General features: G+C 48.6%; 19 protein-coding genes and 1 tRNA gene. 5 read left to right on the top strand and 15 right to left on the bottom strand.

The window, feature by feature from the left end; translation table 11 throughout:
- Window positions 1-55: 55 nt before the first annotated feature.
- The 5 genes from atpE to HMPREF2596_RS01460 all read right to left on the bottom strand — a co-directional run bounded on the left by atpE (window position 56) and on the right by HMPREF2596_RS01460 (window position 4,586).
- On the bottom strand, window positions 56-292 hold the full coding sequence (gene atpE / locus HMPREF2596_RS01475) for a F0F1 ATP synthase subunit C (protein ID WP_003748101.1): 237 nt from the start codon (window positions 290-292) through the stop codon (window positions 56-58).
- 63 nt (window positions 293-355) lie between these two features.
- Window positions 356-1,222 (bottom strand): F0F1 ATP synthase subunit A, encoded by an 867-nt coding sequence (gene atpB / locus HMPREF2596_RS01470; protein WP_003748099.1) that lies wholly within the window; start codon window positions 1,220-1,222, stop codon window positions 356-358.
- Entirely contained in the window at window positions 1,212-1,565 is a 354-nt protein-coding gene (locus HMPREF2596_RS10825; RefSeq protein WP_083324964.1) for an ATP synthase subunit I, read from the bottom strand. The genes atpB and HMPREF2596_RS10825 overlap by 11 nt, the downstream gene beginning before the upstream one ends.
- Before the next feature lie 280 nt (window positions 1,566-1,845).
- Entirely contained in the window at window positions 1,846-2,703 is an 858-nt protein-coding gene (locus HMPREF2596_RS01465; protein WP_070849077.1) for a ParB/RepB/Spo0J family partition protein, read from the bottom strand.
- A gap of 101 nt (window positions 2,704-2,804) precedes the next feature.
- Window positions 2,805-4,586, bottom strand: coding sequence for a bifunctional chorismate-binding protein/class IV aminotransferase (locus HMPREF2596_RS01460; protein ID WP_070849074.1), 1,782 nt, complete (start codon window positions 4,584-4,586; stop codon window positions 2,805-2,807).
- 166 nt (window positions 4,587-4,752) lie between these two features.
- Between HMPREF2596_RS01460 and ppk2 the strand changes: the two genes are divergently transcribed.
- Window positions 4,753-5,682: a polyphosphate kinase 2 gene (ppk2, locus tag HMPREF2596_RS01455; RefSeq protein ID WP_036492084.1), complete on the top strand. Its 930-nt coding sequence runs from the start codon at window positions 4,753-4,755 to the stop codon at window positions 5,680-5,682.
- A 52-nt stretch (window positions 5,683-5,734) separates the two neighbouring features.
- Here ppk2 and HMPREF2596_RS01450 read toward each other — a convergent pair whose 3' ends face one another.
- The 5 genes from HMPREF2596_RS01450 to tpiA form a co-directional block, all read right to left on the bottom strand.
- On the bottom strand, window positions 5,735-6,169 hold the full coding sequence (locus tag HMPREF2596_RS01450) for a PNPOx family protein (protein ID WP_070849072.1): 435 nt from the start codon (window positions 6,167-6,169) through the stop codon (window positions 5,735-5,737).
- A gap of 54 nt (window positions 6,170-6,223) precedes the next feature.
- Window positions 6,224-6,781 carry a UbiX family flavin prenyltransferase gene (locus HMPREF2596_RS01445; protein WP_049323108.1) on the bottom strand — a complete coding sequence of 186 codons (558 nt, stop codon included), beginning with the start codon at window positions 6,779-6,781 and terminating at the stop codon, window positions 6,224-6,226.
- Between the two features lie 90 nt (window positions 6,782-6,871).
- Window positions 6,872-6,957: transfer RNA gene (locus HMPREF2596_RS01440), tRNA-Leu, on the bottom strand.
- A gap of 15 nt (window positions 6,958-6,972) precedes the next feature.
- Window positions 6,973-7,332, bottom strand: coding sequence for a preprotein translocase subunit SecG (gene secG, locus HMPREF2596_RS01435; RefSeq protein ID WP_036492092.1), 360 nt, complete (start codon window positions 7,330-7,332; stop codon window positions 6,973-6,975).
- 7 nt (window positions 7,333-7,339) lie between these two features.
- On the bottom strand, window positions 7,340-8,113 hold the full coding sequence (gene tpiA / locus HMPREF2596_RS01430; protein ID WP_004519014.1) for a triose-phosphate isomerase: 774 nt from the start codon (window positions 8,111-8,113) through the stop codon (window positions 7,340-7,342).
- 182 nt (window positions 8,114-8,295) lie between these two features.
- On the opposite strand from tpiA, the gene HMPREF2596_RS01425 reads away from it, so the two are divergent.
- Together HMPREF2596_RS01425 and HMPREF2596_RS01420 are read left to right on the top strand one after the other, a co-directional pair.
- A complete protein-coding gene (locus tag HMPREF2596_RS01425) occupies window positions 8,296-8,952 on the top strand; it encodes a protein-L-isoaspartate O-methyltransferase family protein (protein WP_070849069.1) in 657 nt (218 codons plus the stop codon).
- Window positions 8,953-9,004: 52 nt separating this feature from the next.
- The gene (locus HMPREF2596_RS01420; RefSeq protein WP_070849066.1) at window positions 9,005-9,334 is read left to right on the top strand and encodes a rhodanese-like domain-containing protein; all 330 of its coding nucleotides are present in this window, start codon (window positions 9,005-9,007) and stop codon (window positions 9,332-9,334) included.
- 55 nt (window positions 9,335-9,389) lie between these two features.
- Here HMPREF2596_RS01420 and HMPREF2596_RS01415 read toward each other — a convergent pair whose 3' ends face one another.
- From HMPREF2596_RS01415 to HMPREF2596_RS11510, 4 genes are all read right to left on the bottom strand, one after another.
- Window positions 9,390-10,079 (bottom strand): hypothetical protein, encoded by a 690-nt coding sequence (locus HMPREF2596_RS01415; protein ID WP_003748074.1) that lies wholly within the window; start codon window positions 10,077-10,079, stop codon window positions 9,390-9,392.
- A 182-nt stretch (window positions 10,080-10,261) separates the two neighbouring features.
- Complete coding sequence (gene fabF, locus HMPREF2596_RS01410; protein ID WP_070849140.1) at window positions 10,262-11,509, bottom strand: beta-ketoacyl-ACP synthase II; 1,248 nt, start codon at window positions 11,507-11,509, stop codon at window positions 10,262-10,264.
- 162 nt (window positions 11,510-11,671) lie between these two features.
- Entirely contained in the window at window positions 11,672-11,908 is a 237-nt protein-coding gene (acpP, locus tag HMPREF2596_RS01405; protein ID WP_003679644.1) for an acyl carrier protein, read from the bottom strand.
- A gap of 261 nt (window positions 11,909-12,169) precedes the next feature.
- Window positions 12,170-12,295 carry a hypothetical protein gene (locus HMPREF2596_RS11510; protein ID WP_265511057.1) on the bottom strand — a complete coding sequence of 42 codons (126 nt, stop codon included), beginning with the start codon at window positions 12,293-12,295 and terminating at the stop codon, window positions 12,170-12,172.
- A 198-nt stretch (window positions 12,296-12,493) separates the two neighbouring features.
- Between HMPREF2596_RS11510 and HMPREF2596_RS01400 the strand changes: the two genes are divergently transcribed.
- On the top strand, window positions 12,494-13,951 hold the full coding sequence (locus HMPREF2596_RS01400; RefSeq protein ID WP_070849063.1) for a DUF389 domain-containing protein: 1,458 nt from the start codon (window positions 12,494-12,496) through the stop codon (window positions 13,949-13,951).
- 44 nt (window positions 13,952-13,995) lie between these two features.
- Here the strand turns inward: HMPREF2596_RS01400 and HMPREF2596_RS01395 are convergent, their stop codons facing one another.
- A complete protein-coding gene (locus tag HMPREF2596_RS01395; protein ID WP_254345395.1) occupies window positions 13,996-14,211 on the bottom strand; it encodes an aminotransferase class IV in 216 nt (71 codons plus the stop codon).
- On the opposite strand from HMPREF2596_RS01395, the gene HMPREF2596_RS01390 reads away from it, so the two are divergent.
- Entirely contained in the window at window positions 14,210-14,383 is a 174-nt protein-coding gene (locus HMPREF2596_RS01390) for a DNA topoisomerase (protein WP_079454256.1), read from the top strand. The genes HMPREF2596_RS01395 and HMPREF2596_RS01390 overlap by 2 nt on opposite strands.
- Window positions 14,384-14,391: the final 8 nt, after the last annotated feature.

Raw genomic sequence — 14,391 nt, 5'->3', positions numbered from 1 at the left:
CTGGGTTAATCAAACAGACGGCAAGCCTGTATCTGAACGGATCGCTCCGTCTTGATTACGCACCACCAAACGGGTTAACGAAGGCGAACAACAGGGCAATAGCCACACCGATCAAGAAAGCCGCATCGATCAGACCAGCGATCAAGAACAGTTTGGTTTGCAGAGGACCGATCAGCTCAGGTTGGCGAGCAGAAGATTCCAAGTATTTAGAACCAACCATTGCGATACCGATAGAGGCACCCAATGCGCCCAAGGCAACGATCAAACCACATGCGATAGCAATCAAACCCATTTTTAAACTCCTTAAAATAGTAAAGGTTAAACTACAAAAACAAACTACGAAAAAACTACTTGATTAGTGTGCATCATGCGCCTGTCCGATATATACGAACGCCAACGCCATGAAAATAAATGCCTGCAAGGTGATGACCAAAATGTGGAAAATGGCCCAAGCCAAACCGGCAATCAGGTGGAACACAAATAAAATCGGATCCAAAGTTTCGACACTGCCGGTTGACGCCCATGCACCGCCCAACAGGGCAATTAACAGGAACACCAGCTCGCCGGCATACATATTACCAAACAACCGCATACCGTGGGATACGGTTTTGGACAAAAACTCTACCAAGTTCAGCAGGAAGTTGGCTGGAGCAAGCCACGGACCAAAAGGTGCGCAGAACAACTCGTGAATCCAACCGCCAAGGCCTTTGATTTTGACATTGTAGTAAATACAGATCAGCAATACGCCAATCGCCAGAGCCAAAGTCGTATTCAAGTCAGCTGTCGGCACGACACGCAACAGGGCATGATGATTACCGGTAATGCCTTGCCATGCCATCGGCAGCAAATCAACCGGCAGCATATCCATGGCATTCATCAAGAGAATCCAGACAAACAAGGTCAGACCCAACGGGGCAACGGCTTTACGCGATTGTTCGTTATGGATAATGCTTTTACACATGTCATCCACGAATTCAAACAGAATTTCAACAGCCGCTTGGAAACGACCGGGAACGCCGGCCGTCGCTTTTTTGGCACCGCGCCACAAAAGGAAGCTACCGATTACGCCCAACAGAACGGCAAAAAAGATTGCATCAAGGTTAATGAACGAAAAATCAGCAATGTTTTTCAGTCCTTGACCCTGAGTAACATCCGACATACTGGTCAAGCTTTGCAAGTGGTGCTTGATGTAGTCGGCAGCGGTCATAGTTTCACCTGCCATAGTGTTTTACTCTCAACAATACTAAAAAAACCAAATGACTGACGCCAAGAAACGCCAATAAAAATGGGTAAAATACCAGTGATCGATGCCATATCGCAAAAACGACCAACATAGATACCAGCGACAGCACTACTTTTAAAACCTCTCCGCCGACAAACATCGAGCTTTGCAACTCGGGATTTCGTCGGGAAAACTTTAAAAGTAAAACTGCAACCAGGGTAGGCAAAATATACGAAAATCCTCCCGCCAAAGCAGAGAGGAATCCGGGCAATCCGGAGAATAATGCACAAACAACTGAAATTATTAATAATACAATCACTTGCAATGGGACTATCTGATTCATTGTACTTTGTACCCCAAAAAGCAAGGCAGGCTAATATAATCAAGAAGTTTGTTAACGTCAAGCAATATGTTAATCTTTGTGAACCTTTCACAAGTAAATGATTAACACATATAAAACAAATCTTTGCTGGAATGGAGTTTAACACAAATTACATGTTGTTACATAGATTTTACAGAAGATTTTGATTTGTATTGTAAACATTTATACGCTCTACGCTTTTTCAAAAATTGAGGCCGTCTGAAAAGCTTTTTTCAGACGGCCTGTTCTGTTTATAAAGCCGTTAGAACGCTTGATTGATACCTAACTGCTTCAGCAAATATTCGAATGTTTCCGGCGTATCAAAATGCAGCACGATTTTGCCTTTTTTCTGATTGCTGGTTTTGACTTCGGCATTAACGCCCAAATGCTCGGTCAATGCATCATTGATGCGGCGGATATCCGGGCTGATGGTTTTGGCTGCTTCAGGCTTGGCTTTTTGATGCGCCAATTGGCTGCGGCGTTCTACTTCGCGCACCGACCAGCCGTTTTTGACGGCTTTTTGCGCCAATTCCAATTGGTCAACTACATGCAAGGTCAGCAACGCACGGGCATGACCCATTTCCAGACGGCGTTGGTAAAGCATTTCCTGAACCGGCTCAGGCAGGCTCAACAGGCGCAGGCTGTTGGAAATGGCGCTGCGGCTTTTACCGACGGCTTTTGCGATGGTTTCGTGGGTCAGGCCGAATTCGTCGGCGAGGCGTTTCAAACCTTGCGCCTCTTCAATCGGATTGAGGTTTTCGCGTTGCAGGTTTTCAATCAAACCCATGGCCAACGCGGTTTCGTCGCTGATGGTTTTGATGACGACGGGAATTTCGGTCAAACCGGCCAACTGGGAAGCACGCCAACGGCGTTCGCCGGCAATCAATTCATATTGAGACAGACCACGTTCGCGTACGATAACCGGCTGGATAATGCCTTGTGCCTTAATAGAATCGGCCAATTCCTGCAAGGCTTCGTCATCCATTTGTACGCGCGCCTGATAGCGGCCGGGCTGAATATCGGCGATGGCAACCGTTGTCAGGCGGTCGCTACTGCTGCTGTCCACCGCATTGGATATTAGCGAATCCAAACCGCGTCCCAATCCTTTTGCTTTTGCCATATTGTTTTCCCTTTCAGACGGCCTCAATGTTGAAATGACGTATTCTATCGGATATTGCCGCTTTACGACAATTTGAATCACGATGATTTGACCCTTGCCATTTATTTACGGAGCGAAACTGCAAACACGCCCCTTAAAGCATTGCTTAAGCGGATTTCTTCCGCATTTTCCAACATAGAACGCGTGATGCGGGTTTCTTTGATTGTATCCGCACCTAAAAGCTGAGGCTGCTTCAATACCGCTTGGCGCATCACTCCGTTCAAAATATCCAAATTCAAAGACGGCGTAAGCCATTGTCCCTGATATTTGATAAACACATTGCTTCTTCCACCCTCCAACAACAGGCCGTCTGAATTGAAAAACAAGCTGTCAAATGCGCCCTGCCCTTCTGCCGTTTTCCACGCTTGGTCAAAAATTTCACGGCGCGTGGTTTTGAAACGGCGCAAATAATCGCGTTGGCTTAATGTGTACTCACTCAGGATGACGTATTGTTGTTCACTCAATTCAGAAACAGCCGCATGGCTCAATGCAAGGCCGTCTGAAAACAAAGCGGCTTTGACTCTAAACAACCCATTTGGCAACGCATCTATATAATGTTGGATTTGCTCTATTGCATTTTGAGGCCAAGGCAGGTTAAACGCTTGCGCCGAAATTTTCAGACGGCCCAAATGCAAATCAAGCAAACGGCATTGTTTGTCTTCCACTCGCATGGTTTCAAAAATACCGAAATCAGGCCGCAAGTCATTGAGAAAACGCGCCTTCCAACCGCACTCGCGATATTCAGCCTCCGGATCGCTATCAATCACAATCCCCGAACCCACACCATAAACACCTTGATAAAGGCCGTCTGAAACCGGCTTCAGAGATAAAGTGCGGATCACGACATTAAACACACCTTCAAACCCCAAACCCTTATCGCAAGGATGCAAAAAGCCGATGCTGCCTGTGTACAAACCGCGCGGTTCGGATTCAAGGGACTCAATAATCTGCATACTCATGCGTTTGGGGGCGCCGGTGATACTGCCGCACGGGAAGGCTGCGCGGAGAATATCGGCAACCGAAACATCAGCCAGCGCCTGCGCTTCGATGGCACTGGTCATCTGCCAAACACTGCCGAAACGGGAAACTTTAAACGGTTCAGGTACACGTACTTTGCCCGTTTGCGCGATTTTGCCGAGGTCATTGCGCAACAAATCGACAATCATCACATTTTCGGCGCGGTTTTTCGGGTCGTTTTGCAACTCAACCGCACGGCGTTCATCTTGTCCATCGTAAAGAATCGGCGCAGTGCCCTTCATCGGCTCAGTTGTAATCAGGCCGTCTGAATCAATTTTGAGGAAAAGTTCGGGAGAGAAACACAAAGTCCACGCTTCCTGCCCTGCCCCGTCGGGCAGACAAGACAAAACGGCATACGGCACAGGCTGGCGCAAGCGGCTGTAAAGTTGAATCGGATTGCCGTAAGTTTGCAGGTGCAGACGTGCGGTGTAATTGATTTGATAGGTGTCGCCGCGGCGGATGGCTTCGTGGATTTGACGGATATGCTCGAGATAATCGGCTTCGGATACGGAGAATCGGGGAGTGGAAATACCTGCCTCAAGGCCGTCTGAATGATTGGCCAGCCAGTTTTCGGCATCGATTTCGGAATAATCGGCAAACCAATGCAAACGCAGACTGCCACTGCGGCCAGACGGAATATCCATCAGCGGCAACCCGAATTCGTAGTCTGCAAACAACACTGCATGCAAACCCTTTTTCCAGCCGGCTTGCAAAATACTTGTTAACGAATCCAGTTCGTTATGATAAAACCGATGGCTTTCTACATGATTTTGATAGAGTTTTGCTCGGCCGCTCACGGCATCGTCAAACAGGGCGAAATAAGGCATGATTGCTGTACAAATAGGCTGATTATACGCTGCTTTTACATAAGTTAGCAGACAAATTCAAAAAAAGCACTCAAATGTAATTTTATGTAGTCGAACGAGGCATAAAAGGGTAGAATCAAACCATACCACACTATATCATTTAAAACTTAATCGATAAGGAGACTTTATGGCAGACCACCAATTAGAACCATTCGAGAATGTTGAACTGGGCGAGAAACAAGACCAGCTGCAAGTATTCGAAAAGGCTGTTTTGGAACACGAAGGACGCGGCACTGACGAGGATTCCAGCAGCGCACCGCTTCCTGCCAACTACCCGTACAAACAACGTATGCGCCGTTCTGTTTACGAAAAAGAAAAACAGAAGCTGCAAATCGAATTATTGAAAGTACAAAGCTGGGTTAAAGATTCTGGCCAACGCATCGTCAGCCTGTTTGAAGGCCGCGATGCAGCCGGTAAAGGCGGTACCATCAAACGCTTTATGGAACATTTGAACCCGCGCGGCGCACGCGTTGTCGCACTGGAAAAACCGACCACGACCGAACGCGGCCAATGGTATTTCCAACGCTACATCCAAAACCTGCCGACCGCAGGCGAAATGGTATTCTTCGACCGCTCATGGTACAACCGTGCCGGCGTAGAACGCGTTATGGGCTTCTGCGAACCTAACGAATACCTGCTCTTCATGCGTCAAACCCCTGAATTGGAACGTATGCTTGTTGCCAGCGGCATCCACCTGTTCAAATTCTGGTTCTCCGTATCCCGTGAAGAACAACTCCGCCGCTTCATCTCCCGCCGTGACGACCCCCTGAAACACTGGAAACTGTCCCCTGTGGACATCCAGTCGCTCGACCGCTGGGACGACTACACCGAAGCCAAAAACGCCATGTTCTTCCACACCCACACCGGCGACGCGCCTTGGGTCATCATCCGCTCCGACGACAAAAAACGCGCACGTTTGAACTGTATCCGCTACTTCCTGCACCAGCTGGACTATCCGGGCAAAGACGTGAAAGCCATCGGCAAAGTGGACGATAAAATTGTTTTGATTCCCGACACACGTTACAAAGAAAAAACCGTAGACATCGGACACGATTAATTCTTAAAGCATCAAAGGCCGTCTGAAATTTCATCTTTCAGACGGCCTTTTCTTAATCCTCACGATTCCAGTACGTTTTTTGTGCGAATACCAATTTATTGTCAGTGAATTTCACATTATCCAAATTCAACGCCCAGACATTACTTTTCATCACTCGAGCAGCAGGATGCGTTTTGTAAAATAAAGACTGCGCCGCTTTCAAATCCGCTTCATCTTCAATCAAAGCGGCAGTCGCCGCAAACTGAACACCGCTGATTTTCGTGATACTGTCGGGCTGACCAGCGATGGTGCCGGCTACTTTGGCAGAACGGCTCATCAGTCCGCCATGCTTTGTTTTCAAAGAAGTCAGCACAATCAGGCGGGCATTGGCTTCATCAAACACATAAAAACAACAAGCCGCCCAAACTTCGCCGTCTGCCGCAGCGGCAATACTGACGACATGATGATTGCTCAAGAATTTAACGATATTGGTAGGAATCGCTTGCATGATTTTTATCCTCTTTCTCAGTGTATTAAATTTATTTTCAGGCCGTCTGAAACATCAGCCCTGCCAGCGCGGCGCATCGGTTTGAACAATACCGAACAAGTCCAAAGCATGAGACACGCTGTGCGTAATCATATCATCAATAGATTCAGGCTTCTGATACAGAGCCGGAACGGGAGGAAACACAATGCCGCCCATCTCTGTTACACGGCGCATATTGTCGATGTGTGCCAAGTTTAACGGCGCTTCACGCACCATCAACACCAGCCTGCGCCGCTCTTTCAACGTTACATCCGCCGCACGGCTGAGCAAATTATCGGCAAACCCATGAGCAACCGAAGCCAAAGTTTTCATTGAACACGGCGCAATCAACATTCCGTCCGTCAAAAACGAACCGCTGGCAATACTTGCCCCGACATTACGGACAGAATGCACGACATCCGCCAAAGCATAAACGTCTTCTTTAGTGTAATCCGTTTCCAAAGCGCGGGTCATCTCCGCCCCTTGTGAAACCACCAAATGCGTTTCTACCTGATGCTCACGCAAAAGCTGCAAAGCCTTCACGCCATACTGAAAACCGCTGGCACCGCTGATGCCGACAACCAAACGCTTCATTGTATTTCCCTGTCTCGGTCTAAAAATAAAGGAAAGGCAGATTCTCAAGACGAAAAAATAACCGCTAAAAAGCGGTTAGATTTTCTAATGTGGTGCCGACAGCGAGATTTGAACTCGCACAGCCTACGGCCACTACCCCCTCAAGATAGCGTGTCTACCAATTCCACCATGTCGGCATAAATCAAATTGTCTTACTGCTGCTGAGGATTCGGAGCAACAGGAGTTGTATTGTTTTGTGCAGGCGTTGCAGGCTTAGGAGCCTGTTGGGTCTGCTTCACATCGCTGAAATCTAAACCGTGCTTATTGGAGTGGGTGTGAATATACACCATTGCCATGCAAGTCGCAAAGAAAAATGTTGCAGCAACGGCAGTCGAGCGGCTGAGGAAGTTGGCATTACCGGCAGAACCGAATACGCCTTGCGCGCTACCGCTGCCGGAACCGAATGTTGCGCCGGCATCCGCACCTTTACCGTGTTGCAGCAATACTAACACGATTACGAATAGAGCGGAAATAATATTAATAATCCAGATAAGGGTTTTAAAGGCTTCCATATGTTTTCTACGAGGCTTGTGCTGCGTTGATGATGGCGGTAAAGGAGTCATATGATAATGACGCGCCACCAACCAATGCGCCGTCTACATGAGGTACTGCGAAGATGTCGGCTGCGTTATCCGCTTTCACACTTCCGCCGTAAAGAACGCGGATTTTAACATCGCTTCCGCACAAAGACAAGATTTCTTTGTAGATAAATGCGTGCATGTCGGCGATTTGTTCGACGGTGGCGACTTTGCCTGTACCGATCGCCCAAACCGGCTCGTAGGCAACGGCGATGTTTTTGGTGTTCAAACCTTGCAGGATGGAAAGCTGATGGGCAATGACTTCGTGTTCTTTGCCGGCTTCGCGCTCTTCCAGGCTTTCGCCGACGCATAACAATGGAATCAGGCCGACGTTGAGGACGTTTTCCATTTTGCGGCGTTGGATTTCGTTTTTCTCGCCGAAATAAAGGCTGCGCTCGGAGTGGCCGATGAGGACGATGTCTGTACCGATGTCGGCAAGCATTTCGGCGGACACTTCGCCGGTGTACGCGCCGTTATTCGGAAAACGGCTCACGTCTTGCGCGCAAGTCAAGATGCGGTTGTTCAAAACGATTTGCATGGCGTTGTGCAGTTGCAACAGATACACGGTCGGGGCGGCCAGGCCGATTAATACGCGCTCGGCGGTTGGCATGACGCGGAAGCGGTGCATAAGTGCATTGTTGTTTTGGAGTCGGCCGTTCATTTTCCAGTTGCCGATAACCCATTTTTGATCCCACATTCCGATTTGGTGATACATCTTTATTGCTCCGTGTGTTGGTTGTTGCTTGTTGTAGCGTGGTGTAATGTGAAAGTTTAGTGGATATATGTGCGCTTGGCAATTATTAACAAGCCTCGAGGCCGTCTGAAAGATGGCACACTCTCCGACAAGGATTTATAATGTATGTTTCGATAAAATTAAGAATTGAACGGAGCACAAATATGGACTTTGAAAAAGCGCGTTTCAATATGGTTGAACAGCAGATTCGTCCGTGGGATGTCTTGGATTTCGACATTTTGGATGCTTTGGAGGAGATCGGGCGCGAGCATTTCGTCGGCGAGGCTTTTCAAGGCTTGGCCTATGCGGATATGGAGCTGCCGCTGGCCAACGGCCATAAGATGTTGGAACCCAAAGTCGTTGCCCGCCTGGCTCAAGGTTTGAAACTGAAAAAAGACGAAACCGTCTTAGAAATCGGTACAGGCTCAGGCTATGCAACCGCCCTGCTGTCCAAACTGGCCGGCAAAGTCGTCACCGACGACATCGATGCCGAGCAGCAGCAACGCGCCAAAAAAGTCTTGGACGAATTGGGCTTTGCCAACGTCGATTATGTGCAAAACAACGGCCTGACCGAAGCATCGCAAGGCGCGCCTTTTGATGCGATTTATGTGGGCGGCGCAGTAGACAGCGTGCCTAAAATCTTAAAAGAGCAATTGAAAGACGGCGGCCGCATGGTCATCATTGTCGGCCGCAAACCGGTACAACACGCGCTTTTGCTGACACGCAACGGCAATGAGTTTTCCGAAAAGGTATTGTTCGACACCGTCGTGGCCCACTTGGAAGATAAATCGGCCAATCTGTTCGGCGATTTCGATTTTTAAACAACAGGCCGTCTGAAAATTCAGACGGCCTCATGCTTTTATCCCCACCTTTATGACCGACATCATCCAACTCCCGCCCACCGAATTGAAACAATGGCAGGACGAAGGCCGCGCATTTCATCTGCTCGACGTCCGCACCGATGAAGAACGCGCCATCTGCACCCTGCCCACTGCCATTCATATCCCAATGAACCTCATCCCCCTGCGCCAAAACGAGCTTCCCGACGATGACTTACCCATTGTTGTCTATTGCCACCACGGCATCCGCAGCCTGCACACGGCAATGTATTTAGAAGACGCCGGATTTGAAAATCTCTACAACCTGCAAGGCGGTATTGATGCTTGGGCGGAGCAAATTGATACCAAAATGATGCGGTATTAAATTGCTTTTATGGATAAAAGGCCGTCTGAAACTGGATTTCAGACGGCCTTTGCGATTATTTCACAAACCGTGCATCTGCCATAAACGGCCGTGTAGCGGCCGGTTTGGCCGAATAGAAGCGGGAGAAAGTGCTGTCGATTTTGGTTTGTATCGGTTTACCGTCCAATGTTGCCGATGCTTCCAATTTCACGCCACCGCCACTGGTTTCGCCCAATTTCATATTTGGGAACGTCAGTTTGGCAATATTGAGTTTCACATTTTCCACTTTAGTATCGGGAGACATCAGCTGCTTGCCGACCGGACGGATTTTTTCACCCTCATCATGAGGCGCGGCACCACCGTTATCGTCAACCACGCCGATATTAATCAATCGGGCAGCTGCCAAATCCATCTTGCCGTTTTTAACCGGAATACCGACAAACAGTTTTACACCGCGATGAATGAACGTATTGTCCCGCCACTGAGTTTGGCCCTCTCTCGGCGGTTTGGTTTCCGCCGCCACCGAATAAGTACGGCCCATAATCATCAATTTATAGCCCGGAATTTTTTTCGAACCCAACCCATCGGCAATATCTTCAACCAACTGCGGAGCAGTCAAATCTTCATTTGCCAAAATACGGGCCGATGTTTCTGCCAGATAAGCAGGTTTGCCGTTTATGGTCAATGCTTGTTCATGGCCGAAATCAGCTGCAAATGCAGGTATGGCAGCTAAGGCGGCCAATGTCAAAATACCGATGCGTTTCATCGCTTACTCCTGATGTAGAATATGGTTAGGCTATTTATCCGAAAAACTCGGACAAATCTTAGACGAAACCATATTATTCTATAAATGATATAGATTATCAACAATATTTATAATACGGACAACATAAAGGCCGTCTGAAAACCAAGTTTCAGACGGCCTTTTAATCTACTTACAACCTTCTATCAGTCTTTGAAGCGTTTGAATACTAATGTGCCATTGGTACCGCCAAAACCGAAGGAATTAGAGATGGCAACGTCGATTTTCGCGTCGCGTGCTTCATTGGCGCAGTAATCCAGATCGCAACCGGCTTCAACGTCTTGTTCAAAAATGTTGATGGTCGGTGGAGATTTTTGCTCGTGTACCGCCAACACGCTGTACAACGCTTCCACACCACCTGCCGCGCCGAGCAAGTGTCCGGTCATGGATTTGGTGGAGTTAACGATAACTTTGCGGGCGTGGTCGCCCAGTGCGCGCTTGAGCGCTTTGGTTTCGTTGGCATCGCCCAGCGGAGTGGACGTACCGTGTGCGTTGACGTAATCAACGTCTTCAGGGTTCAGGCCGGCATCTTTCAACGCACGGGTAACCGCCAATGCCGGGCCTTCTTCGTTAGGCGCGGTAATGTGGTAGGCATCGGAACTCATACCGAAGCCGACGATTTCGGCGTAGATTTTCGCACCGCGTTTTTTTGCGTGTTCCAATTCTTCCAACACCAGCACGCCAGCGCCTTCGCCGATAACGAAACCGTCACGGCCTTTGTCCCACGGACGGGATGCGGTGGCAGGATCGTCGTTGCGGGTGGAAAGTGCCTTCATGGCAGCAAAACCGCCCACGCCCAAAGTGCTGATCGCGCCTTCCGCACCGCCGGCAATCATCACATCCGCATCGCCGTATTTAATCAGTCGTGCAGAGTCGCCGATAGAGTGCGCGCCGGTCGTACAGGCAGACACCATGCCGTAGCTCGGGCCGCGGTAGCCTTTAAGGATGGTAACATGGCCGGAAATCAGGTTGATCAACGAGCCCGGAATAAAGAAAGGATTGATTTTGCGCGCGCCGCCTTCGAGTACGGCTTTGCCGGTCGCTTCAATGCTCGGCAGGCCGCCGATACCGGATCCGATGTTGACACCGACGCGGTCTTTGTCGAGGGTTTCCAAATCGTCCAAGCCTGAATCATTGATGGCTTGCAGGGCGGCGGCGATACCGTAATGGATGAACACGTCCATGCGGCGCGCTTCTTTAGCGCTGATGTATTGGCCGATATCGAAATCGCGCACTTCGCCGGCGATTTGGCTGTTGATGTCGGATGCGTCAAAGCGGGTAATCCGTCCGATGCCGCTTTTGCCTGCGAGCAGATTGCTCCATGCGGTGGCGACGTCGTTGCCGACCGGTGATACTTGGCCAAGACCTGTGATGACTACTCTTCTCTGACTCATGATAATCTCGCTGTTGGTTGTCGGGATTTTCGCGGCAGCCTTGCTCTTTTTCTTCGTGAAAACGGGCAAAACTCATGCCGTCTGAAATTTCAGGGGTTTGATAATAAGGTAAAAGCCTCTATTGCGATGGCGCAGCAGAGGCTGGGTGTTTGAGGCGACCGATTAGCCTTGGTGGGCGTTGATGTAGTCGATAGCCAATTGTACGGTAGTGATTTTTTCAGCGTCTTCGTCAGGGATTTCGCAGCCGAAAGCTTCTTCCAAAGCCATCACCAGTTCTACGGTGTCCAGAGAGTCAGCACCCAAATCGTCTTGGAAAGAAGATTCGTTTTTCACTTCGGCTTCGTTTACGCCCAGTTGTTCAGCAACAATTTTTTTAACTTGTTGTTCGATGTTTGACATAATTAGTCGTTCCTTTTCGCCTTGCGGCAGGTTGTTTAAGAGAAATAATTCGTCGGTATTGTACCGAATTCGGATAGAGTTTTCCATCTAATCCTGCATTTTAGCACAGATTATTCTGGAAAAACCTGTTGTTGCGCATATTAGCATATGCTGATTTTAACCTACAAGCGGGAATTTGTTTTTCCTTGGTATCAATAAGTTAATAAGCGGAAAGGTCGTCTGAAAACTGATTTCCCCGTTTTCAGACGACCTTTTATTCAATCAAGGCAGATTTGGGATAACCCAAGTAGCGTGGGCTTTGCCCACGAAATCCACCATCCAACAACTAAATCCGACAACAGTCACATAGACTTTCATTTTGGCATTCATCTCGTGGGTAAAGCCCACGTTACGGCTTGCTGTAACGGCAACTTTGCCCTTCCTTCATCTAACGGAGGAAAAGTTTGCGGACGTATGCTAATATAGTATATTGCGGGAAGTGTGCCTGTCAGATTTAGCCGTAATGGCAAGGCATTATTTCATTACTCAAAAATTCTTTATGAATTAGATGTTTAAAATAAACTATTAAAACTTTAGGATACGCATATGCAAGATCAGGAAGAAAGTAAAAATCAGGAAATACAAGAAAAGCAGAAACAAGAAGACAATGGTGCCATGACCAAGTTGCAAGATGTGTTCAATCTTGCGCATGACCAAGCTCATCCCGATAAGATCGATGCCACCATCCGCGCCAATACTCGGGTGACCGGAACCAGTATGTGGGTATTGATGTTTGCCATTGCCGTGTCGAGTATCGGTCTGAATGTAAACAGCACGGCAGTAGTGATCGGAGCGATGTTGATTTCGCCGTTGATGGGGCCGATAGTCGGTATGGGTTACGGTTTGGCGGTAGGGGATACTGCGCTGATCCGTCAAGCCGTGCGCAATATTATTATATTCGTCGTCATCAGCTTGATTACCGCTACGTTGTATTTCCTGTTAACCCCGCTTAAAGAGGCGCAAAGCGAGATTTTGGCGCGTACTCAGCCGACCCTTTGGGATGTGTTGATTGCCTTCTTCGGCGGTAGTGCGGGTATTGTGGCGCTGACCCGAAAAGAGGGAGGCAATGCCATACCGGGTGTGGCGATTGCTACCGCATTGATGCCACCCCTGTGTACTGCGGGCTACGGACTGGCACATGGCAACTGGCACTACTTTCTCGGTGCTTCATATCTTTTTGCCATCAACTGCGTGTTCATCGCTTTTGCGACCTTGTTGTTTTCCAAGCTGCTCAAGCTGCCGCGCAGGGGGTTGGTAAAGGAATCCAAACGCCGGTTGCACAGCATCATTATTACTGCCGTCGTACTTGCTGTCATGATTCCGAGCGGCTATATGGCATCAGGACTGGTGCGTCAGGAAATCTTCAACACCAGAGCCAATGCTGCCATTGCCACTGCGAAGCAACAGGAAGGTTTTTTCGTGCTGCGTAAGATGTTGAACCATAGAGAAAATAAAGTCAGTCTGGTTGTCAATGGAACGGGCAATGCCGAGAAAATTTCCGCCTTGCTGGTGAAAAGCCTTGAAGCGTCAGGTGTGAAAGAGCCGAAGGTCAACGTGGTCTATGCGGGAGGGGACAATGCCAAAATCGAAGAATTACTGGCAAGCCAAAACAACCCGGTTCAGCAGCAAAATGAGCTGAAAGAGCAACAGGCCTATATCGATACCGTGCTGGCAGGCAAAGCCTCCGATATCGACGATGCAGCGGTACTTAAGGAATTAAAAGCCCAATATCCGGAAGCGGAAAAAATCGTTGTCGGACGCGGCTTGGCTTGGGATAAAGCGCAAACAACGCCTGTTTCCGAACAGTCTGAAAGCCAAAAAAACGCAGAACCGAAGACAGATACATATGACGATATCGTCGTTGTCTCTCTCGAATTGGAGCAGCCACTACCTGCCAAAGATTACGAGCGGATACAGGCGTGGTTACGCCAGCGTTATGAGGGTAAGGTAGTGAGCATATTGCAAACGCACAAGTCTCAGACAGATAAACCGTCTAACGAATAATCGCCTTCAGGCTTTATCCATTTCCGAGAAATCATTGATTGTTCCTAGTACACCAAATCCGCCTCAAACACGCCTCTCAAGGCGTTGGAGAGGCGGATTTTTTCTGCGCGTTCGAGCATGTCGCGGGTGATGTGTGTTTCGATGATAGTGTCCGCGCCCAAGTAGGTTTGCAGCTGCTGCAACACGGCTTGGCGCATGATGCCGTTGAGGATATCCAAATCCAGAGACGGGGTGAGATGGGTGTTTTTGTGCATGTTCATGTTTCAGTATTCTCCTGGAAATACTGTAAACAACGCTACTAGTTTCTACAGCATCGAGTTGATAACGTTCGCCCACACCGGCAAGGTTTTCTGCGCCAAGGACGAGTTTGAGTTTCTCAAAGTCGATTTGGTCTTCGCAAAAGACTTCGGGAAAGATTTGTTTGAGTTTTAATATATTGT

Source organism: Neisseria sp. HMSC078C12 (assembly GCF_001838065.1).
Classification (GTDB): Bacteria; Pseudomonadota; Gammaproteobacteria; order Burkholderiales; family Neisseriaceae; genus Neisseria.
Note: the sequence above shows the minus strand (reverse complement) of the source record. Positions and strands in the feature narration are given on the sequence as shown.